This is a genomic window from Providencia sp. UF-224 (assembly GCF_058245955.1).
Genome location: NZ_JBSICC010000010.1, coordinates 147,126 through 167,278, shown reverse-complemented (window position 1 = coordinate 167,278; position 20,153 = coordinate 147,126). Strand labels below are relative to the sequence as shown.

18 protein-coding genes are annotated in these 20,153 nt (G+C 41.3%); 3 read left to right on the top strand and 15 right to left on the bottom strand.

The genetic code is table 11. The annotated features are described in order from the left end of the window. Positions 1 to 21 precede the first annotated feature (21 nt). The 12 genes from AC4IFO_RS11940 to apt all read right to left on the bottom strand — a co-directional run bounded on the left by AC4IFO_RS11940 (position 22) and on the right by apt (position 13,384). Complete coding sequence (locus AC4IFO_RS11940) at positions 22 to 552, bottom strand: fimbrial protein (protein ID WP_490734620.1); 531 nt, start codon at positions 550 to 552, stop codon at positions 22 to 24. 67 nt (positions 553 to 619) lie between these two features. Next, positions 620 to 1,177 carry a fimbrial protein gene (locus AC4IFO_RS11935; protein ID WP_490734618.1) on the bottom strand — a complete coding sequence of 186 codons (558 nt, stop codon included), beginning with the start codon at positions 1,175 to 1,177 and terminating at the stop codon, positions 620 to 622. A 129-nt stretch (positions 1,178 to 1,306) separates the two neighbouring features. Next, positions 1,307 to 1,678 (bottom strand): helix-turn-helix domain-containing protein, encoded by a 372-nt coding sequence (locus AC4IFO_RS11930; RefSeq protein ID WP_490734616.1) that lies wholly within the window; start codon positions 1,676 to 1,678, stop codon positions 1,307 to 1,309. A gap of 1,297 nt (positions 1,679 to 2,975) precedes the next feature. Then, positions 2,976 to 4,289 carry an inosine/guanosine kinase gene (locus AC4IFO_RS11925; RefSeq protein WP_353242015.1) on the bottom strand — a complete coding sequence of 438 codons (1,314 nt, stop codon included), beginning with the start codon at positions 4,287 to 4,289 and terminating at the stop codon, positions 2,976 to 2,978. A gap of 107 nt (positions 4,290 to 4,396) precedes the next feature. Further along, positions 4,397 to 5,515 carry an LPS O-antigen length regulator Wzz(fepE) gene (gene wzz(fepE) / locus AC4IFO_RS11920; protein ID WP_490734614.1) on the bottom strand — a complete coding sequence of 373 codons (1,119 nt, stop codon included), beginning with the start codon at positions 5,513 to 5,515 and terminating at the stop codon, positions 4,397 to 4,399. A 123-nt stretch (positions 5,516 to 5,638) separates the two neighbouring features. Continuing rightward, positions 5,639 to 6,604, bottom strand: a complete 966-nt coding sequence (gene hemH, locus AC4IFO_RS11915; protein ID WP_490734612.1) for a ferrochelatase — start codon at positions 6,602 to 6,604, stop codon at positions 5,639 to 5,641. A 182-nt stretch (positions 6,605 to 6,786) separates the two neighbouring features. Continuing rightward, positions 6,787 to 7,431 carry an adenylate kinase gene (gene adk / locus AC4IFO_RS11910; RefSeq protein WP_206082928.1) on the bottom strand — a complete coding sequence of 215 codons (645 nt, stop codon included), beginning with the start codon at positions 7,429 to 7,431 and terminating at the stop codon, positions 6,787 to 6,789. A 192-nt stretch (positions 7,432 to 7,623) separates the two neighbouring features. Then, positions 7,624 to 9,492 carry a molecular chaperone HtpG gene (gene htpG, locus AC4IFO_RS11905; protein WP_490734634.1) on the bottom strand — a complete coding sequence of 623 codons (1,869 nt, stop codon included), beginning with the start codon at positions 9,490 to 9,492 and terminating at the stop codon, positions 7,624 to 7,626. Between the two features lie 329 nt (positions 9,493 to 9,821). Then, positions 9,822 to 10,421: a recombination mediator RecR gene (gene recR / locus AC4IFO_RS11900; protein ID WP_273803791.1), complete on the bottom strand. Its 600-nt coding sequence runs from the start codon at positions 10,419 to 10,421 to the stop codon at positions 9,822 to 9,824. Beyond that, positions 10,421 to 10,750, bottom strand: a complete 330-nt coding sequence (locus AC4IFO_RS11895; RefSeq protein WP_070925175.1) for a YbaB/EbfC family nucleoid-associated protein — start codon at positions 10,748 to 10,750, stop codon at positions 10,421 to 10,423. Before AC4IFO_RS11895 ends, recR begins: the two co-directional genes overlap by 1 nt. 47 nt (positions 10,751 to 10,797) lie before the next feature. Then, positions 10,798 to 12,720 carry a DNA polymerase III subunit gamma/tau gene (dnaX, locus tag AC4IFO_RS11890; RefSeq protein WP_490734610.1) on the bottom strand — a complete coding sequence of 641 codons (1,923 nt, stop codon included), beginning with the start codon at positions 12,718 to 12,720 and terminating at the stop codon, positions 10,798 to 10,800. Between the two features lie 112 nt (positions 12,721 to 12,832). Next, positions 12,833 to 13,384 carry an adenine phosphoribosyltransferase gene (gene apt / locus AC4IFO_RS11885; protein ID WP_219246132.1) on the bottom strand — a complete coding sequence of 184 codons (552 nt, stop codon included), beginning with the start codon at positions 13,382 to 13,384 and terminating at the stop codon, positions 12,833 to 12,835. 142 nt (positions 13,385 to 13,526) lie between these two features. Between apt and priC the strand changes: the two genes are divergently transcribed. Beyond that, positions 13,527 to 14,075, top strand: a complete 549-nt coding sequence (priC, locus tag AC4IFO_RS11880; RefSeq protein WP_490734608.1) for a primosomal replication protein PriC — start codon at positions 13,527 to 13,529, stop codon at positions 14,073 to 14,075. Between the two features lie 29 nt (positions 14,076 to 14,104). Next, complete coding sequence (locus AC4IFO_RS11875) at positions 14,105 to 14,278, top strand: DUF2496 domain-containing protein (protein WP_490734606.1); 174 nt, start codon at positions 14,105 to 14,107, stop codon at positions 14,276 to 14,278. A 6-nt stretch (positions 14,279 to 14,284) separates the two neighbouring features. Here AC4IFO_RS11875 and mscK read toward each other — a convergent pair whose 3' ends face one another. From mscK to acrR, 3 genes are all read right to left on the bottom strand, one after another. Next, the gene (gene mscK / locus AC4IFO_RS11870; RefSeq protein ID WP_490734604.1) at positions 14,285 to 17,683 is read right to left on the bottom strand and encodes a mechanosensitive channel MscK; all 3,399 of its coding nucleotides are present in this window, start codon (positions 17,681 to 17,683) and stop codon (positions 14,285 to 14,287) included. Between the two features lie 118 nt (positions 17,684 to 17,801). Then, positions 17,802 to 18,155, bottom strand: a complete 354-nt coding sequence (locus AC4IFO_RS11865) for a DsrE/DsrF/TusD sulfur relay family protein (RefSeq protein WP_219246128.1) — start codon at positions 18,153 to 18,155, stop codon at positions 17,802 to 17,804. A gap of 13 nt (positions 18,156 to 18,168) precedes the next feature. After that, entirely contained in the window at positions 18,169 to 18,819 is a 651-nt protein-coding gene (gene acrR / locus AC4IFO_RS11860; RefSeq protein WP_490734601.1) for a multidrug efflux transporter transcriptional repressor AcrR, read from the bottom strand. A gap of 134 nt (positions 18,820 to 18,953) precedes the next feature. Here acrR and AC4IFO_RS11855 point away from each other — a divergent pair, with 134 nt between their 5' ends. Beyond that, positions 18,954 to 20,141 (top strand): efflux RND transporter periplasmic adaptor subunit, encoded by a 1,188-nt coding sequence (locus tag AC4IFO_RS11855; RefSeq protein ID WP_219246126.1) that lies wholly within the window; start codon positions 18,954 to 18,956, stop codon positions 20,139 to 20,141. Positions 20,142 to 20,153: the final 12 nt, after the last annotated feature.

Genomic DNA, 20,153 nt, shown 5'->3' with positions numbered 1-20,153 from the left:
ATATGAACAGAATTATTGTTATTAGTAATAGTCCAACTTAAAACGGATCGCGCTTTGGTATTCACCTGGCCGTAATGGCTTATTGTCTGATACCAACCGTAATCCATAATTTAAAACAGCTTCACCTTGAACTATATTTTGACGAGCCATCGATTTTCCTGGGTAAATTGAATTCCCTTGAGCATCTTGTAATAACAATGCTACCCCTCTGGCTTCACCTGATACGGTAAACCATTCTCCTAATGAAGCTCCATCAAAGGTGACGGAAAATGTTTTCCAATTACTCCCATCAATAGGTACTAATTGGCAACCAATTAATTTAATTGAAAAAGGATGAACTGGGCCATGTCCTTGTTGACGAATAGCACTTACAGGCAATATCCCCATATCAACTGACTGTTCATAAGAACCTATATCAATGGCACATGCAGAGTCCACAATACTGCCATTCATACTCACAAGGCCTAACAACTGTACTTTTTCAGCCTGAGCGAAAGGCAATGGTATTAAAAAGCTGGTCAGTAATAATGCAGCACCTGTTATCGCTTTCATAACCTTGCATCCCTTTCTTCATTAATTCCCCTGACACCAAAGATGTTCAGGGGGATATCCGTACTAATTAGTTATATTGCAGAGTAAAATTAGTCACTGCTGAAAATTCACCAGGAGTAACCGTTGTGCCGTTAACACCTTGCAGAGCTGCTTGGAAATTCAACGCGTTTTCACCTTTAACAAAATTTTGGTTTACCGCTGAGTTGATATTGATTTGAGCACCTGATTTATTCATTAACTTAATACCAGCGCCTTTTGCATCACCGATAATTTGCAATAAACCTGTGTTTGTTGTGCCGTTAATCCACTCTGTACCTGCGAAAGTAACATCTACAGTATTATTATAAGTCTGCTCGTCACCTTTACTGTCTGTATATTTAGCATTCAGGTTACAACCTTCTAAATTGATTTTGAAAGATTGAGCTGAAGATGCGCCACCATTTTCTAATGTCACATTAGAAATTTGGCCCAGTTCCACGGTTTGATTTTCATCGCCAGGTGCAATTGAACACGGTGCATCAATAATTGAACCCGTGAAAGTAACAGTTCCTTTACCTGCATCAACAGCTAAAGCAGATGAACTCATTACACCAGAAACTAATGTCGCTATAATTAATTTTTTCATAATTGCCTCAAATATAATATTTAATAAAAAATTTATTCATATAAAAATAAAAACTAAAGATCTATTTAAATAAATTTACAGTGATAAAACAGACATAAAAAACCAAAATTATTTTCCAATAAAAAATAATCAATCGAAATAAAGGTACTGTTTATTTCGAATTGCATACTCATTATTAAAATCCATTAAAGGTAAAAATATTGGTTGATATTTTTCATAAAAATCTGGCATGTCCTTTTTTAAAGATAAGGATACTTTAAAAAAAAACTCATCTAATGGCACACCTAGATTATGCAATATGTATATCAGTGTATCTATACTCACTTGACAAATACCTCGTTCATAACGTGATATTTGCTGTTGAGAAACACCAACTTGTTCGGCTAATGTTTTCCCTGATATACCAAGGTTTTTTCTTAATAAGTGAATTTGGTGACCTACTGCACTAGACATATGTTGTTTAGATTCCAACATTGTAGTGTGGACACTTTCTTCTTTCATTTTTATATTTCCAAAAAATAACTTAAGCCAAATTTAAATATCGGATATGTTTATTTGACTTATATTACCACTCTGCTGTTGCGACGAATTTTAATATATTCAGTAAAATAATTGCAACTATCGAAAAAAGCACAGCTATTGATATTTAAGTTTTTTTTTACACTTAAAAATAGACTTATTAAAATAAAACCCTTTCATAACAAACCAATACCTTATCCATCATTTTTTGACGAGCAAGAATTAGCCAGAGATAACACTAAAACTGACATCATTAAATATGTAATTCGATATAAAACCCTTAATTTTACACCTATTAATACATTAATACCAAAATTGATGAAGATCACGTTTAATAATTAATTTTAACCCGTCTCGCGAGTTAAAAAAAACAAAATAAAATCAATGAGTTAACATTTTGTTACAAATTTACTCCATATTGCCATATCTTATATATTAATACTATAACCTTTTAATATGTAATGTTATTAAATTAAACAGAAAGAAAATATACCCGCTAAAAAACCAATTACCCTATAAATAAGGTAGCTAATATTACTTATGGGAATTTGTCGTACAATATTAAAATAATGCTTTACACCTTTTCTTTGTAAGTATGTAAATAATAATTTACTTTACATATCCAAAATTATTATTACTATCTCAATTAATAATAAATTAATAAATGCCTTAGCTGCATTAACGCAACAACGTGTTTTTGATTACATATTTAAACATTGTTTTTAAACAACACTCTCATAGAGTCAGTTTTATTAAAAAGTGTGATACTGACCGTACCATTATTGGTGAACATAAAATTGCAAAATCTATAGCAACATTAATGTGAAATGATGTGGAGAAATTTACTAGTTCTATTGATGATGCGCTTGATAACAACAATGCCACTGCACGCCATAGGTCCATGCACTAAACCGTCATTTAAAACTGAGCGATAGCAGTTCATAGGGTTTATGATGACAATGAAAAACATTATTACAACTTATCATTATTAGAATATTGCTACTCCATAATGTCGAATGCTGTTTTTTTGGGTTATTCATCATTATGAACGATGAGAGCAATTGAGTTTAGTATTGGTAATTAATATATAAATTAGCTTGATGTATTTTTGATTATCAAGAAGGAAGGAATAGTTAATCAATGAATTAAATAATTGGCTTTTTATTAACTTATTAATGATATGTCTCATTGAGTCTATAAAAACACTTTAATCTCCTTATGGAAATTAAAGCATTTTTATACTGAACAGACAGAAATTGGATAAATTATAATCTAATGATTAACGTTCCCAATAAGACTCTTCTAAACTGTCTTCTTTTTCAGGAAGCCCACGAGTTAGCCGAGGGGAATGCTGGGTTAACACTTGATAACTAACCCGATTTGCATATTTACAAACCTGAGCCAATGACGAATAGGTTAAATATTGACGCTCATGCTTACTGGAATTAGGCACATTGGAACGATGGTAGGAATTTGCAGTAATATCATGCAGTAACGCAGATAATGCGCCATCTCCCGCCCCATTTGTATTCATGATTTTTTCAGGGCCGCCCATATACGGCTCAATATGCGAAAATATGCGCAACGGTACTTGGCAATCTTGCTGACGCATAGCTCGGCTAAATTCATATAAGTTGAATTCGGCAATCGCCCCTGGCAATAATGGATGTTGAGTTGTACGTTTGTAGCTCTCTTCCGTATACCCTGCCATATACAGCCCTGATGGGCCCGCTGTACAGAGCACCAAATCAACCCAGTCTAATGCCATATTAGAGGCTAATAACGGGTCACTCAGGCCTGTCAGCTCTTGTGCTTCATCTTCATTCATCGCGACAACTGAAATATGCTCAGCAAGGAAATCACGCCAAAATTGCGGATCTTGGGCAATCACAAATTTAGTTCCAAGGGTAAGCACTACTGGCACATTGTGTTTTTTTGCATAGGCAATGGCCTGCATCGTGGCATCTGGCATGGTTTCACCCGGTTTGCAACGCACTAAATATGCTGTTAAAACTAATGCCGATGCGCCTGCGATAATCTCTTCAGGGATGCTCATTGGGTGCAGACGATTCATATGACCAGGGCTAATCGCAAATGTCCGCTCACCATTTTCGGTAATCAATGTGAAGCAGCGACCAATAGGCCCATCTACACCTTGCAAATAATTAAGATCCATACGGCTTGACGTGTGGCACAGGTAGCGATAAGCATAGCTGCCAATTTGGATGTTATTGCACATTGTACCTAATAACACCGATCTATCATCCGCTAACACCGAGTAATTATGCAGCGTGTTACCGATAGTACCACCCGCAAATTCATGCGTAATCAGCGCATTGTCAGTTAGTTCTTTATACAATGCTTCCGCAGCATCATCTTCAATAACCAATGAGTGGCCTTTGCTGAGCTGATAACGTTGGATGAAATCATCATCCACTTTTGCTTCAATATCCACAAGAGTTTGGTCTATCCCGACAATATAGGATTTACAATTCTCATCATCTGCCAATGTCTCTTTTAATGGCTGTAAAAGGGGATCTCTGAGACTGACAGGGAAATAGTGTTTTGACTTGCGTTGACCGGGGAATTTCATAATAAGAAGATTAACAATGGAACATCGCGCTATTCTAGCACGATAAAATAAAGCCAGCACCTTCAAAGAAAGCACTGGCTTCATCGTTTGTCTTTTGTATAGCTAGTTTAGTGATTTTGCAGTTTATAATCGCGATAAAGCTCGCGGCTTAATACAAATGCACAGCTTAAAATTAAGCCTAGAATGGCGCTTAATGCCACTATCAACGCTGATTTCGGTGATTCTTTACTCAATGGCAAATCAGGTTGCAGGATAAACGTTACTGGCGTAAAACCCAATTCTTTACTTTTAAGCTCATTGATTTCATTGATATAAATCTGGCGATTTTGCAGGTTTTCACTCATTAAAGCTAAGTCGCGATTTTGTGTCTCAATCAGCAATTTCTTTTCTAACGCCTCAGCCCCTAATGCGATAGGGTAATCAGGGTCGTCGTTAATCGCCTGTGAGTCGCTAGCAATGGGCTTTTCAATCCCTGCCGCTTTAGCAATATCAACCGCACGTTTTAGTCTTTCAACTTTAACATCGTACTCAGTTTGAATTTTGCTCATTTCACGCTTTAGGGATTCAGTGGCAAAAATAAGCTGTTGAGAAACCGTATTATCAATTTCGTTTTTAATCTGGCTTCTCACTTTGGAGGCGCTATAGCGGATATAACCATCCAGTAAATCTTGCGCTTCCGTTGGCTGTGGAGCTGTAAATTTCAAGACGATATCGCTCGAAGTACTATTTTTTTCTTTGGATTGGTCTTGGATTTGAATGTCGTTATTGATGATTTGATTCACTAAACGCTGCTGTGCCATCACATCATCTTTAGGATCAACATTTTGTGCAAACTTATGATAATACGCTGTACTTTTGACATAATCGCTTTGATTAACTTTAGAACGATATTGGTCAATAAAGGTATTAAAGATACGTTGAGAGGTTAAATCGATAGGAATTTCAAGCACATCCAATTGGGCTTTTAGTGCATTAACTTCCTTCATGTTTTCAGAAATAGGTGGAATAACGATCGCCGTACTACTCCACTTTTGAGGTAAGAGTTTAACAATCCCCACACTTAATGCGATACAAAAAGCCGTAAAAATAATAATCAATACTTTATTCTTTAATAAAACACTCAATAACGCCATAAGGTCAATTTCATCATTCTGTTGAATATGAAATTGATGAGCAGAGTTTGACTTCTGCTCAATGTTCTTTCGTGGCGGTTGCTCGTTGCTCATATTAATTCCAAAAGACATAACATTTCTTTAATAATTTATAATTTAAGATAAGTTATTATAGTCTATATTGGAAATTTTGATATATCGATTACCGAACTTTTTAATGCTAATTTAAGCGATAACCTAAATTAGCTCATCCTGAATAATTAAATTAATCATACGAATACTATTTGGATTATCATTTAACGCCGCTATATAATTATATTTACTGCCCCCACTGCTGATAAAAAACTCTTTATTCTGTTCGCTTATTTCTTCTAATGTTTCTAAGCAATCAACCGAAAAACCTGGGCAAATAACCTGAACAGATTTTACGCCTTCTGAGGGTAATTCATGCATGGTTTTATCCATATATGGCATCAACCAAGGTTCGCGACCAAAACGTGACTGGTAAGTGAGTAACACTTTTTCGCTTGGGTAATTTAGCGCCTCTCGAAGCGACTGAGCCGTTTGCTCGCATTCTTGCTGGTAGATATCCCCTGTATCACAATAACGCTGTGGGATGCCGTGGAACGACAATACTAGCCTATCGGGTTCACCATGTTCTGCAAAGCTCTCTTCTATTGATGCGACTAATGCTTGAATATAAGCGGGGTGCGTCGCATAGCTGCGAATAAAACGCACTGACGGAATGGTACGTCTACCTTGAAACGCTCTTGTTACTGCGTCATACACCGCCGCAGTTGTTGTACAAGAGTATTGTGGGTATAACGGTAAAACCACTAAATCATTAACACCTTGATCCATTAATTTATCAACGGCACTTTTAACAGAAGGAGAACCATAGCTCATGCCAATTTCTACTGGGGTATTTGGCATCAACTCTGCCAATTTTTGCTTTTGGCGCAATGAGTACACCAATAAAGGTGAGCCATCATCAAGCCAAATTGATTGGTAGAGTTTGGCGACTTTCGATGAACGAAGTGGCAGAATTGCCCCGTGCAAAATGGGTTTCCAAATCAAGCTCGGCACATCAATAACACGCTTATCACTAAGAAACTCGGCTAAATAGCGTCTCACTGCTGAAGTCGTTGGGGCATCAGGGGTTCCTAGGTTAACTAACAGAATGCCGGTTTTTTTTTCTGACATGAAACAGCTCCTAATTGATAATCATTCCCAACTTTATCACAGTTAAATAACGATTTTTGTCACCAAGTGGTATAAAAAAGAAAGGCAGCGATAATCGCTGCCTTCACATAATACATTCATACTCTAAATAATTCGAATTGCAGTTATCAATACTGTAATTTAGCGCATGATACGTATAAATATTAACCTAAAATTTTCGCTAACTCTGCGCTAACTTCTGCGACTTTACGAGTACCGTCTAATTTAAAGTATTTGGTGTTACCCGCTTTCGCTTCGTTTTGGTAATAAGCAATCAATGGCGCTGTTAACGCATGGTATTCAACCAGACGCTTACGAACTGTGTCTTCTTGGTCATCTTTACGAATAGTCAGCTCTTCACCCGTCACATCATCTTTGCCTTCCACTTTTGGTGGATTGAAGTTGACGTGGTAAACACGGCCTGATGGTGCATGAACACGGCGACCGATAATACGCTCAACAATGATTTCGTCTGGTACGTCGAACTCAAGTACGTTATCAACGGTGATACCCGCTTCTTTCATCGCATCCGCTTGTGGAATTGTGCGAGGGAACCCATCCAACAAGAAACCGTTACGGCAGTCATCTTGTTTGATGCGCTCATTAACCAGTGCGATAACGAGTTCATCAGTCACTAATTTACCGTTATCCATCAGCTCTTTAGCTTGTAAACCTAACTCGCTCCCTGATTTAACAGCTGCACGTAACATGTCACCTGTTGAAATTTGTGGGATCCCAAACTTCTCCATAATAAATTGAGCTTGAGTGCCCTTACCAGCGCCCGGAGCGCCCAGCAGAATGATACGCATTGCGTAAACCCCTTGCTATTTAGTTTTTTATAATTTGAAAAGAAAACACGCTACCATACCATTAGCATGGCGCATTACTCAAGAACACACGTAAACGTTTTCGCATTTATCTTTTTTCGCAAAAGAAAAAAACCACGCTAAAGCATAAGCAAAAGCGCGGTTTATGTTCAAAAACGAAAATACAAGCTCACGTTACTTTAAAAGTAATTCATTGATTTTTCGTATAAATAGGTTTGGATCTTCTAATGTGCCGCGTTCTGCCAGTAAGGCTTGATCCAGCAGGACATCCACCCAGTCAGCAAAGACAGACTCATCTGAGACTTCAGACGCTTTTTTCACCAATGGGTGCGCAGGGTTTAGCTCAAAGTTATATTTCACCTCTGGCGCTGCTTGCCCCGCAGCCGCAAATAATTTCGCCATTTGCGTACTCATTTCATCGGCGTTGGTAGTGACAATCGCGGGTGTGTCGGTTAAACGGTGCGTTAATTTCACCTCTTTAACACGCTCACCTAAGAAGGTTTTCACGCGCTCAACAAACGGCTCCAGCTGTTTGTCTGCTTCTTCTTGTTCTGCTTTGTTTTCATCGGCGAGTTTATCCAATGATTCATCTGCTTTACTGACTGATTGGAACTGTTTGCCATCAAACTCAGACAGGTAGTTCATCATCCATTCGTCAATGCGGTCAGATAACAGCAGGACTTCAATGCCTTTTTTACGGAACAATTCAAGGTGTGGACTACCTTTCGCTGCGGCATAGCTGTCTGCGGTGATGTAGTAAATTTTATCCTGACCTTCAACCATACGGCTCACATACTCTTCCAACGACACGTTTTGTACGTTGCTGTCGGTATGTGTTGTCGCAAAACGCAGCAATTTCGCGATAGTTTCGCTGTTCGCCATATCTTCCGCAGGGCCTTCTTTCATCACTAAACCAAATTGCTGCCAGAAGGCTTGATATTTCTCTGCGTCTGATTTTGCCAGTTTTTCGAGCATTTGCAGGACGCGTTTCGTTAATGCGCTGCGTAAGCTACGAGTCAGTGCGCTATCTTGTAAAATTTCACGAGACACGTTTAGTGGCAAATCATTGGAATCCAAGACACCGCGGACAAAACGCAGGTAATTTGGCATAAACTGCTCTGCGTCATCCATGATGAATACACGCTGAACATACAGTTTTAAGCCGTGTTGTTGGTCGCGATTCCACAAATCAAATGGCGCTTGGGAAGGCACATACAACAAGCTGGTGTACTCTTGTTTACCTTCGACGCGGTTGTGTGTCCACGTTAGTGGGTCGGCATAGTCGTGGGAGATATGTTTATAGAACTCAACATATTCCTCGTCTGAAATTTCAGATTTACTGCGTGTCCACAGGGCTTTTGCTTGGTTGATTTTTTCCCAAGTGACCGTGCCGTCTTCTTCGTTTTTATCTTCGATTTCAACAGGCAGCGCAATATGGTCGGAATATTTGCTGATAACGGAACGTAAGCGCCAGTTATCAAGGAACTCTTTTTCGTCATCACGCAAATGTAAGGTGATTTCAGTCCCACGCTCTGCTTTTTCGATATCAGCGATGGTGTATTCACCCTCGCCTGCAGATTCCCAGAAAACGCCTTCATCAGCTGGCGCACCCGCAGCACGGCTACGCACGGTAACTTTGTCAGCCACAATAAACGCCGAGTAGAAGCCCACACCGAACTGGCCAATCATTTGGCTGTCTTTAGCTTGGTCGCTACCGAGAGTTTCTAAGAAGGCTTTTGTACCTGATTTTGCGATTGTCCCAAGGTTGTCAATCACCTCGTCACGGCTCATCCCGATACCGTTATCGCTAATGGTCAGCGTGCCATTGTCTTTATCTGCGCTGATGCGTACACGTAACTCACCATCATTTTCATACAATTCTGGTTTAGACAGCGCACGAAAACGCAGTTTATCTGCCGCATCAGATGCGTTCGAGATAAGCTCACGCAGGAAAATTTCTTTATTGGAATAAAGAGAATGGATCATTAATTGGAGGAGTTGTTTAACTTCTGATTGGAAACCACGTGTTTCCTGTCCTTTCATACTCATTAATCGCCTCTATTTCATCAATCTAATTGGATAGGTTTGACTTACCGATGCAGATTAGTTGGGGGCAAAAAACAGAAATTCAAGCGACAAAGGCAAAAATTTTTATCGAATAAAAACCTAAAACCAATGATTAGAAAGGAAATAATAACAATATAAATTATTTTAAAAGAAACCGAGGATGAGAGAGTTTCAATCATATCCTCTAAATAATTTGTGCTGTAGCTAGGCGTCGAATGCGTTAATCCCTGGGAGCATACACGAGTATGTGACTAGGGTTAACGCATGAAGACAACAACGCTACAGTGCAAAGTATGACGAGGATATCAAAGTTTAAGGCGGCCGGAGAGCGAATGGGACAAAGTCGTGCTATCGACAAGCTCCAACTCCCCGCCCACAGGCACCCCGTGGGCGATACGGCTCGCCGTCACCCCATATTGTGCGCACATTTGCCCAATATAATTTGCCGTCGCTTCGCCTTCTACCGTCGGATTGGTGGCTAAAATCACCTCGACAATCGTTTCGGCAGCTAAGCGCTCTTCAAGCCTGTCTAAACCAATATCCATCGGACCGATACCATCTAGCGGTGACAGGTGCCCCATCAGAACGAAATAACGCCCTGAAAATTGGCCTGTTTGCTCAATGGCATAGATATCCGCAGGGCTTTCCACCACACAAATCAAACCGTTTTGTTGGCGACGGGGGTTATCGCAAATATTGCAGACATCTTGTTCGGTAAATGTTCTGCAATCACGGCAATGGCCAATTTCAGACATTGCGCGTGTGAGCGACTGCGCTAAACGCATCCCGCCACTACGATCACGCTGTAGTAGTTGGAAAGCCATTCGCTGCGCTGACTTGGGCCCGACACCGGGAAGGCAGCGCAGAGCTTCCATTAATGATTCAAGAAGCGGACTGGTTTGCATTAGAATGGCATCTTAAAGCCTGGTGGTAATTGCATACCACTGGAAACACTCGCCATTTTTTCTTTTTGGGTTTCTTCGATACGACGCGCTGCATCGTTAAATGCCGCAGCAATTAAATCTTCCAGCATATCTTTGTCGTCTTCGAGCAAGCTTGGGTCGATTTCTACGCGACGACAGTTGTGTGAGCCATTGATAGTGACTTTGACCAGACCTGCGCCTGATTCACCTGTTGCTTCTAAGTTGGCGATTTCTTCCTGAACTTTCTGCATTTTGTCTTGCATTTGCTGGGCCTGTTTCATCAGGTTACCCAATCCACCTTTACCAAACATAGTTTTCTCTCACAACTGAGGCTACAGCTAAACATAAGACTGTAGCGTTAAACGGGGCGAATACTCTCTTCATCCAACTGCGCATCAAACATGGAACGCAATTTTTGAATCGTTTTATCCGCAATAATAGACTGGCGAGCTTGCGCCAGTTTCTCTTCATAAATCGCCTGTCGCCATTCTAGCGGGGTTTTCACCTCGCTATTATCATCGTGAACGATTTTCAGTTCAACAGTACGACCATACAGTTCGCTCAGAGCCTCTTCCAGTGCTTTGTGTGCAGCCGGTTTATCAAGGTGTTTCTGAGCGGGGCGCAAATGCAACACAATTTGCGACTCACTTAATTCTTCTATATATGAATTCAAAGCTAATTGTTCAACTAGCTTTGGAATATTTAATTGTGCAATTTTACCTGACCAGCTATCTCGCTCACGCCCTTCTTCGACAATTTTCACTGCTAATTCAGGGGTTTTCTCGTATTCGAGTGCCTCTTTGATCTCCGTTGGCGTCGTAACCGCCTCTTTTGGCTGCATGGCCGCTTCGTTTTGCGGCTTCCACTGGTACTGCTTCGGTTTTTCCGATTTCGCAGACCCAGATGCTCTATTTTCCACATTTTGTTGATGTTTGCTGGTCACGGCGGCCAGCCTTTCAAGTGCTGATACCGCCGGCTTTGCCCTTTCAGACATCACCGGTTTAGCCTTTTTTGGGCTAGGATCCTCACTTTGTAGTGCCTGCCTTGCTTTGAGCAATTGCGCTGTCGGGCTATTTTCAGGCAAATTTTCTGAACGCAGCATTGAAGGAGCAACACGTTGCTGAGCGACAGGCTGATTTATAACTGGCGCTTGCTGCACAATTCTTGGGGGCGGTTCAATCTCTTCAATCACGCTCTTTGGGTGAAAAGCTAACGCTCGCAATAGCGTCATTTCAACCCCCATACGCCGCTCTGGGGCATACGGAAGCTCTTTTCTACCCACCAGCAGTGTTTGGTAAAAAAGTTGCAGATCCGCAGGGGAAACGACTCTCGCCACTTGGCGTAAACGCCCTTCGGTTGAAGATGGGTCGGTTTCTTGTTCCGCAGGCAATAGCTGGATCATCGCAATACGGTGCAGTTGCGATAAAATTTCGACTAATAAATTTTCCCAATCAGCACCGCGACTTGCCGCGTGTTCCACTTGGGTCATAACCGCAATGCTATCGGCTCTAACGAGGGCTTCGATAATGGCTAAAGGTTGCTCATCATCCAGCGTCCCTAACATTTGGCTGACAATGTCTGCGGTGACTTTGCCTTGCCCCATGGCAATGGCTTGGTCAGTTAAGCTTAATGCATCACGCAAACTGCCATCGGCAGCACGAGCAATTAACTGGCGTGCACGCAGGTCATGTTCAATATTTTCGGCATTGAGAATAACCTCCAGCTGTTCACTGATTTGCGTCACATCCAACGCTTTAAGATGGAACTGTAAGCAACGCGATAAAATCGTCACTGGCAGTTTTTGTGGATCTGTTGTTGCCAATAAAAACTTGACGTGCTCAGGCGGTTCTTCAAGGGTTTTTAACAGCGCATTGAAACTGTGCCGTGAAAGCATATGGACTTCATCGATAAGGTACACTTTAAAGCGCCCTCTCGCGGGTGCGTATTGCACGTTATCCAGCAATTCACGGGTGTCTTCGACTTTAGTTCGCGAAGCGGCATCAATTTCAATCAGGTCAACAAAGCGACCTTGCTCGATTTCGAGGCAGTTTGCACATTGCCCACAAGGTGTTGCAGTGATCCCTGTTTCACAATTAAGCCCTTTAGCAAAAAGGCGTGCAATCGTCGTTTTCCCAACGCCGCGGGTACCCGAAAAAAGATAGGCGTGATGAAGCCGCTGGTGCGCCAGCCCATTAGCAAGTGCAGTCAAGACATGTTGTTGGCCAACAACGTCTGAAAATTTTTGAGGTCGCCACTTACGGGCAAGTACCTGATAGCTCATGGATCCCACAGTAATTTAATAATGATGTGTGAATAAAGGTAATCATAGTACATGCTACCACAGCCTCAACCTCTACGGCGAGACTGTGATAAAAATAGAGGGAAAATAAAGATTAATGGCCTGGGAATTCAACCAAGCTGTATGAAGAAACGCCTTCTTTTTGTAAGCGTTCAACACCACCTAAGTCAGGCAGGCTAATGATGAATGCAGCATCGACCACATTAGCACCCAGCTGTTTGATCATTTTCACGGTTGCTTCAACCGTTCCGCCAGTCGCCAGCAGATCGTCAACCACCAGCACGTTATCTTCTGGACGAATGCTGTCTTTGTGGATCTCAAGGGTATCGGTACCGTATTCGAGATCATAAGTCATACTTAATACTTCACGCGGTAATTTCCCTTTTTTACGAACAGGAACAAAACCCACGCCTAAACGTAATGCAACTGGTGCGCCGAATAGAAAACCACGCGCTTCAGTTCCTACAATTTTAGTGACGCCTTTGTTTTGGTAATGTTCAACTAACATATCAATCGTTGCTTGATAGGCAGCAGGGTTATTTAACAAAGTCGTAATGTCACGGAAGATCACACCTTCGATTGGATAATCTTGAATGGATGCGATACTTTCTTTAATCAATTGCAGTTGTTGCTCTTTAGCGGTCATAATAAAAGCCATGTAGTAAACACGAAAGTGTAGAATCTATGTAAAGTACCATAAAAATGCAATAAGCAGCCGCCTATTTGCAGCGAGTTTTGTTGCTGAATATCAATTTTCCGCGATTTTTCACATTTAATGAGAACAAAAAATGAAAATACAGGCTCTGTTGGATGCGTTAAAAAAGCAGATTGATGAGTTAGAAACCCGTGTTGCCCCCATTAAAGATAATGAGTTTTCCCACTCCCGTTTTGATATGCAGCTGTTTAGCCATAAATCGACGCGCTTGGGGGACTGCCAAAAAGAGTTGAATAACCTTTATCAGCAGTTGTGTAACAGTGTCACACTGAACCACACAGAACAAGTCAATTTTCTCACCGAAAAAATTGTGCATCAAATGCAGGCCATTTCCCGCGAAATTTCAACGCAATCGTTGCGTGAAAAGGAATCATCCTTTACCAAGAAAAAGGAACAGGTTGATTTATATGAACGTTTATCACAACATCAGGATTATGAGCGCCGTCTCCAAGCAATGGTCAGTGAAAAAGAACTTCAGTTATCAGGGCTAACAGATCACCGTATCCAACATCAATGCCAAAAAGAGCTCGCAACATTAGCAGGCCGTTTGTATCGTTGCCGCCAAGCCCTTTTACGCATTGAAAAAGCCATAGAGCATCAAGAAAATCAATATTTTGAATAATTCGACACACTGCGATATAAGGAACACGAATGGACTCACTCAAAGACGCCCCCCTCGAAACACAGCTTGCCGTTGATTTGATTTACTTATTAGAAACATCAGATATTGAAACCGATATTGTTCTTAAAGCTCTTGATATTGTTAAAAATGATTATGTTTTAAAACAGCAAAAGCAAGCAGTAGAAACCACTTGCCTTGAATAACTCTAATTATTTTTCGTTATTATGGCCGTTTTTTTTCGGGGTACGTTGCACTTCCTGTAGCTCCTCCCCTTTATTATTGTGCAGATGAACTTCCAGCTGGTTAAAGGCGATATCAATGTCGTTTTCTCTGCACAGTTTATCAATCGCTCGATTCACTTCATCACTGGTCACGCTGCGATCGCCAATTTGGCGGACGTAGAAGCGCAGTTCATGGTCTAACGTACTCGCACCAAACGTGGTGAAATAGACGCTCGGTGCGGGCTCTGTCATCACTTTGGCATTACCGGTGGCCGCAGAGAGTAACACACGCTTCACTTTGTCCAGATCCGATCCGTACGCTACGCCGAGTGAAATCGTGATCCGCGTAACCGTATCTGACAACGACCAGTTGATCAGCCGTTCAGTGACAAACGCTTTATTGGGAATGATCACTTCTTTGCGATCGAAATCAACAATGGTGGTCGCTCGAATACGAATTTTGCTTACCGTACCTGAATAGGTCCCGATGGTGACTGTGTCGCCTATGCGGATCGGTCTTTCGAATAAAAGGATGATCCCCGAAACAAAGTTTGCAAAAATTTCTTGTAAACCAAACCCTAACCCAACGGTTAAAGCGGCAGCTAACCATTGCAGTTTGTTCCATGTCACACCAATCATGCCGAGTGACGCAATCGCACCGATACCCACGATGATATAAGTCAGTATTGTGGTGATGGCATAAGTTGACCCTTGCCTCAATTTTAAGCGTGATAAAACAAGTACTTCTAACAAGCCCGGTAAGTTACGCGTCATCACCCACGCCACAATAATAATCACCACCGCTAAAATTAGATTAGCGAGCGTCACTGACTGAAGAATATTCGTACCTTCAGGAGAAACATCGCTATAGCGCCACAGTTCTACGCTATCAAAAAACGAGAAAATCGTAATAAAATCAGACCAAATGCCGTAAAATGCCAACGCAAATATGATAAACAGCACCATGGTTGTTAAACGCAAAGATTGCTGGCTAATCAATTCAATGGTCATTGGCGGCTCTTTAATTGGCTCATTTTCCGCATCTTCCTGCGGTTCCTGCCTTTCTAGCCTTAATGCTTCACGGCGTTCGACTGCACGTTGATAAGCCAGCTTGCGTGCCACCAGCGTCAAGCCCCTTAAGCAGGCGTTATAGGTGATGTACCAAAGCAACAACAAATACAAACTATCAAGCCAGCGGTTTGCCAAACGCAATGTGGTGTAATAGTAGCCAGCCATCATTAGCCCCACTAAAATAAGCGGGGAAAACGTCAATAATGTGATAACAATCGTCCGCGTTAAATGGCTGCCTTTCTCTTGCCAAACTTGTTTGCAAAATGGCACGGTAAAAATACACAACAACAGTAGCGAAACGAAAACAATCAATTGCCCAATCACATCTTCTGAAACTTTTAATGGGTTGATAACCCCATAAGTTGAAAAGAAGATTAATGGGATCAGCGGGATAGATAAGCGCGACATACGCCGACGCGTTCGTGAGATAGTGCCTTGGTCTATCCCAAAATGCTTCTGTGCAATGCCTTGGGGCTTCAAGATGCGAAATGTGAGTTCAAACAACGCCCAAAAAACGGCAAGCTGCTGGCAAAACTGCCAAAAGAACGGCCCTTGGACATTACCTGTTTTTAAGAACCAATAACCTATTGCCAATAATAATAAAGAGATAGGCAGGGTTTGCATCAATGTCAGTAAGAGCGCTATTGGCGTGCTCAAAACACTGTCATTCCGTAGGCTCGATAAGCGTTGGTCAATCTCTTGTAAACGTCGGTTAATTTTGCGATGAAACCAAATAAAAATCACCGCAATCAATACCAGCGGGATCACCACTAACAATGAGTTTGTTACCCCGCGCTGAATACTGCGAGACGATAAACTGAAATCAAAGCTGCTGATTTGGGCTGCCGCGGCTTCAGGGAAGGTTTTAATCCACTCCACATCCATCGGTTTATTGCTGTTCACCCAAAATATTTGCTGAGCTAATGTATTTTCAAGGGAGCTTACCACACTCAATAATTGGTTTTGGTCGAGCTGTAAGTTAATTGCTTGGGAAATTTGCCCACCCAGTTGCTGGTTGAGTTCATCTAACAAGCCACGCCTGACATCTAAAAGCTTGGTCAATGCGGCCTTATCATCTGTTGATAGCAATGATCCGTTACCCTGCTCTTCACCTGTTTTGACGGCCAGTTGGCTCTCTAAACCAGAGATGTAGTCATTAGGTTGATATAAAGCATCACGCTGCTGATTAATATCAAACTGTTCAAGACGTAAATCCGCAATCGTCACAGGTAAGTTTTTGGTTAAAATATCTGGCGGTAAATCAATTTGCTGTTGGAATAAGATACGAGATAGCAATAAGCTCCCACGTAAAACGTTAATTTGCTCTTTCAAATTACGTTCTGACTGCGTCGCCCTTTCTAGCCATGCTTTAACACGAATGCCATTTTGCACCAGCTTATTGCTATCTTCAGTCACTTGAATCAAACGATCGCTGAGCGCATTATTGATGGCGATTTCTTTTTGGATGACGGGGTTTTGCTGCGCTTGAATATCCGCTTCAGAAGTATTTAACGCTTCGCGTACCGTTGACTGGGAATCATCTAGACGGCGGTTGCTGATAGCGGCTTGTAATTGTTGAACATGATCCTCAAGCTGAGCGATATATGCAGCGGTATAATCACGTTGTTTTTGCAGAACATCTTGTAATTGCGTATTGGTTTGCAAAATACGTTTTTGGTATTCATTTTGTTGCTGTAAGAGATACTGCTCAACTTGCAGCATATCAATTTGAGATGGGCGCAAGCTCACTGAGTCATTAACCGTGCTGTTAAGTTCATTACGAATTTCTTGTAACCGCCGCGCATTATCCAACATCAACGCCTGCGCGCGTTCTGGCTGGGTTTGTAAACCGATTAGTTGGCTATTATAGGTTGCGAGGTCGTTTTGTTCCGACTGTAAGTTTTCTAAGTAGGTCGCTTGTAGGGCTTCTAATTGGGGAAGTGAGCTATTTTTTATTTTTTCAGCAAATTGCGAAGCCTGTTGTTGGCTTTCATTTCTAACTTGTTGTAAACCTTGAACAGCAATTCTTGATTCTTCATTGGTTCGATTAAGTTTTTTTTGCAGTTCTTCTGTTCGCTGTTCGAGTTTATCTAATTCATTATAAAAATCGGATGTTTTTTCTAAGTCCCCGCGCACCAATTTTTCTTCTTCACTTAAGCTACTTTTTTTACTTAATGCGGTGAGCGAACTTTTAATGTCGTTTTTGTTAGGTAGGTTACTTGGAGTTAAAGCAGATGCAGAGTAAGAAAAAAATATCATTGCGAGTAACAACGCAGCGCTAATAAAATACCGCTCTATTCTATGTTGTTTTATCATCGTAATATCCTTATACCCACGCATCTTCTTTCTTTGCTCAGTATGTTATTCAAAAAAACAAAGTGCCAGTAACACATTACCAGCACATACAATTAGAGCAACATTTTAAACCAACAAATTAGAATGTTAAGACTTTCTCTGATGTTAATGTCCAGCTAGCCAGTTCCACTAATGTGCCAACCTCAACACCATCCGCTAAAGTTAACTCACTGATACCACGGGCATCGGTACATGTCTTACATAATTTAACAGGCACCCCTTGAGCCGTTAAAATTTCTAACATTTGCTGAAGGTTGTAACCTTCTTTCGGTTTTTGAGCCGCTAAACCTGCACAAACTGCATCTGACATTAAAAAGATTTTTAAATCTAAATCTGAGTTTTGCTCTTTTAGCGTGATAGCAAGGCGCAATGAGTTAAATAAAGTTTCGCTGCCATAAGGTGCGCCGTTAGCGATGATCAGAATAGAGGCCATCTGTGACTCCAAGTTATTTTATTTGGGTGGGTTTAAGCCGTATTGCTGGGTTACATTTTAACGTCTCTAATAGTGTCTCAACCAGCGTTATCGTGTGTTGATTTATATTAAAGTTCTCAGGTTGTAATAACCAATTTTCTAATAAACCCGACATTAATGAGCGGATCATGATGGCGGCGCATTCAATATCAAGGTCAGCAGGTAATTGCCCTGCATCGATACAATCTTGCAAATTATCGACAATACGACACTGACTAGCCACATAATTAGCCCGTTTAAAATCGACTAATTCCGCCATTTCGCCCACTAATTCACATTTTAAAAAGAAAATTTCCATCAACGCACGGTTTTTAGGGTTGTCGATGAAGTCGGTCAAAATAAAAACCAATAATTCTCTTAGTATTGAAAGTGGATCATTGGTATATTTAGAACGATAATATTCTTCGGCTTGGATTATTTGGTTATCACCAAACTCGCAGGCCTGATAAAAGAGATCTACTTTATTTTTAAAATGCCAATATATTGCACCTCGGGTTACCCCCGCTGCTTTTGCAATATCGGCTAATGATGTGGCTGAAACTCCTCGCTCAGAGAATGTTTTGATGGCAGCATCTAATATTTCCTGACGGGTTTCTTCAGCCTGTTGTTTAGTTTTTCGTGCCATTGTGACCCGTTTCTATCGAAAGCTGATTTACATACATTCGTGTATGTTTGTACTATAGCACAGTGATAAATCATATTGTTTACCATTTTTCTTATTTTTGTTTTGAACTCATATTGATTAATTGAGGTTAACTTATGCGAAAAAACAGAGGGGTGTTACCTCTGGCTCTGTTGGTTCTTTCAGGTGGCTTAGCTTTATCAGGTTGTAACGATGAACAACAAGGTGGCGGAGAACGCCCGGCGCCTGAAGTAGGAATTGTTACGCTGAAAGCCGAACCTCTGACTCTCAAGACCGAGTTACCAGGCCGTACATCTGCATTCCGTGTTGCCGAGGTTCGCCCACAAGTGAGCGGCATCATTTTAAAACGTAACTATAAAGAAGGTAGCGACGTAGAAGCGGGAACATCTTTGTATCAAATTGATCCTGCTCCTTTCCAAGCGACCTATGACAGTGCAAAAGCAGAACTGGCAAAAGCGCAAGCGAATGCAAATATCGCGGCGCTGACGGTTAAGCGTTATAAACCATTGTTAGGGACGAATTACATTAGTCAGCAAGAATACGACCAAGCGACTTCAACCTATGCTCAAGCGCTTGCTGCCGTCAAAGCAGCGGAAGCGGCTGTTGAAACTGCACGTATCAACCTGAACTACACCAAGGTAACCGCACCAATCAGTGGCCGTACTGGCAAATCGAATGTGACTGAAGGGGCATTGGTCTCTACAGGCCAAGCGACTGAATTAATGCGTGTTCAGCAACTTGACCCTATCTATGTTGACGTAACGCAATCGAGCGATGATTTCTTACGTCTAAAAAATGAGATAGCACAAGGCGCTGTGCAAAAAGAATCTGGTCAGGCACCTGTTAGTTTAATTAATAACAATGGCCAAGAATACGCACAAAAAGGTGTTCTCGAGTTCTCTGATGTCACCGTTGATGAAACCACAGGTTCCATCACAATGAGAGCCGTTTTCCCTAACCCGAACAAAGAGTTACTTCCGGGAATGTTTGTCCGTGCAATTTTAGAAGATGGCGTTGTTGAAAATGCAATTCTGGTTCCTCAACAAGGATTATCGCGTACTGCTCAAGGTACCTCTCAAGTCATGGTTGTTGGCGCAGAGAACAAAATTGAAGTCAGAACGGTTAAAGCAGGACAAGCGGTTGGCAACAAATGGCTGATTAAAGATGGCTTAAAAGCAGGTGATCGCGTTGTCGTCATTGGCTTACAAAAAATCAAACCAGGAATTGTTGTGAATCCTAAGGAAGCAAACTTAGAAACGCAATCCATAGACAATCAGGCTAAACCTGAAGAAAAGTCTAAATAAGGGAGCGGCTGA

Coding starts and splice junctions, on each gene's coding strand:
- AC4IFO_RS11940 (WP_490734620.1), bottom strand. CDS start 552: ATGAAAGCGATAACAGGTGCTGCATTATTACTGACCAGCTTTTTAATA.
- AC4IFO_RS11935 (WP_490734618.1), bottom strand. CDS start 1,177: ATGAAAAAATTAATTATAGCGACATTAGTTTCTGGTGTAATGAGTTCA.
- AC4IFO_RS11930 (WP_490734616.1), bottom strand. CDS start 1,678: ATGAAAGAAGAAAGTGTCCACACTACAATGTTGGAATCTAAACAACAT.
- AC4IFO_RS11925 (WP_353242015.1), bottom strand. CDS start 4,289: ATGAAATTCCCCGGTCAACGCAAGTCAAAACACTATTTCCCTGTCAGT.
- hemH (WP_490734612.1), bottom strand. CDS start 6,604: ATGTCAGAAAAAAAAACCGGCATTCTGTTAGTTAACCTAGGAACCCCT.
- adk (WP_206082928.1), bottom strand. CDS start 7,431: ATGCGTATCATTCTGCTGGGCGCTCCGGGCGCTGGTAAGGGCACTCAA.
- htpG (WP_490734634.1), bottom strand. CDS start 9,492: ATGAAAGGACAGGAAACACGTGGTTTCCAATCAGAAGTTAAACAACTC.
- recR (WP_273803791.1), bottom strand. CDS start 10,421: ATGCAAACCAGTCCGCTTCTTGAATCATTAATGGAAGCTCTGCGCTGC.
- AC4IFO_RS11895 (WP_070925175.1), bottom strand. CDS start 10,750: ATGTTTGGTAAAGGTGGATTGGGTAACCTGATGAAACAGGCCCAGCAA.
- dnaX (WP_490734610.1), bottom strand. CDS start 12,720: ATGAGCTATCAGGTACTTGCCCGTAAGTGGCGACCTCAAAAATTTTCA.
- apt (WP_219246132.1), bottom strand. CDS start 13,384: ATGACCGCTAAAGAGCAACAACTGCAATTGATTAAAGAAAGTATCGCA.
- priC (WP_490734608.1), top strand. CDS start 13,527: ATGAAAATACAGGCTCTGTTGGATGCGTTAAAAAAGCAGATTGATGAG.
- AC4IFO_RS11875 (WP_490734606.1), top strand. CDS start 14,105: ATGGACTCACTCAAAGACGCCCCCCTCGAAACACAGCTTGCCGTTGAT.
- mscK (WP_490734604.1), bottom strand. CDS start 17,683: ATGATAAAACAACATAGAATAGAGCGGTATTTTATTAGCGCTGCGTTG.
- AC4IFO_RS11865 (WP_219246128.1), bottom strand. CDS start 18,155: ATGGCCTCTATTCTGATCATCGCTAACGGCGCACCTTATGGCAGCGAA.
- acrR (WP_490734601.1), bottom strand. CDS start 18,819: ATGGCACGAAAAACTAAACAACAGGCTGAAGAAACCCGTCAGGAAATA.
- AC4IFO_RS11855 (WP_219246126.1), top strand. CDS start 18,954: ATGCGAAAAAACAGAGGGGTGTTACCTCTGGCTCTGTTGGTTCTTTCA.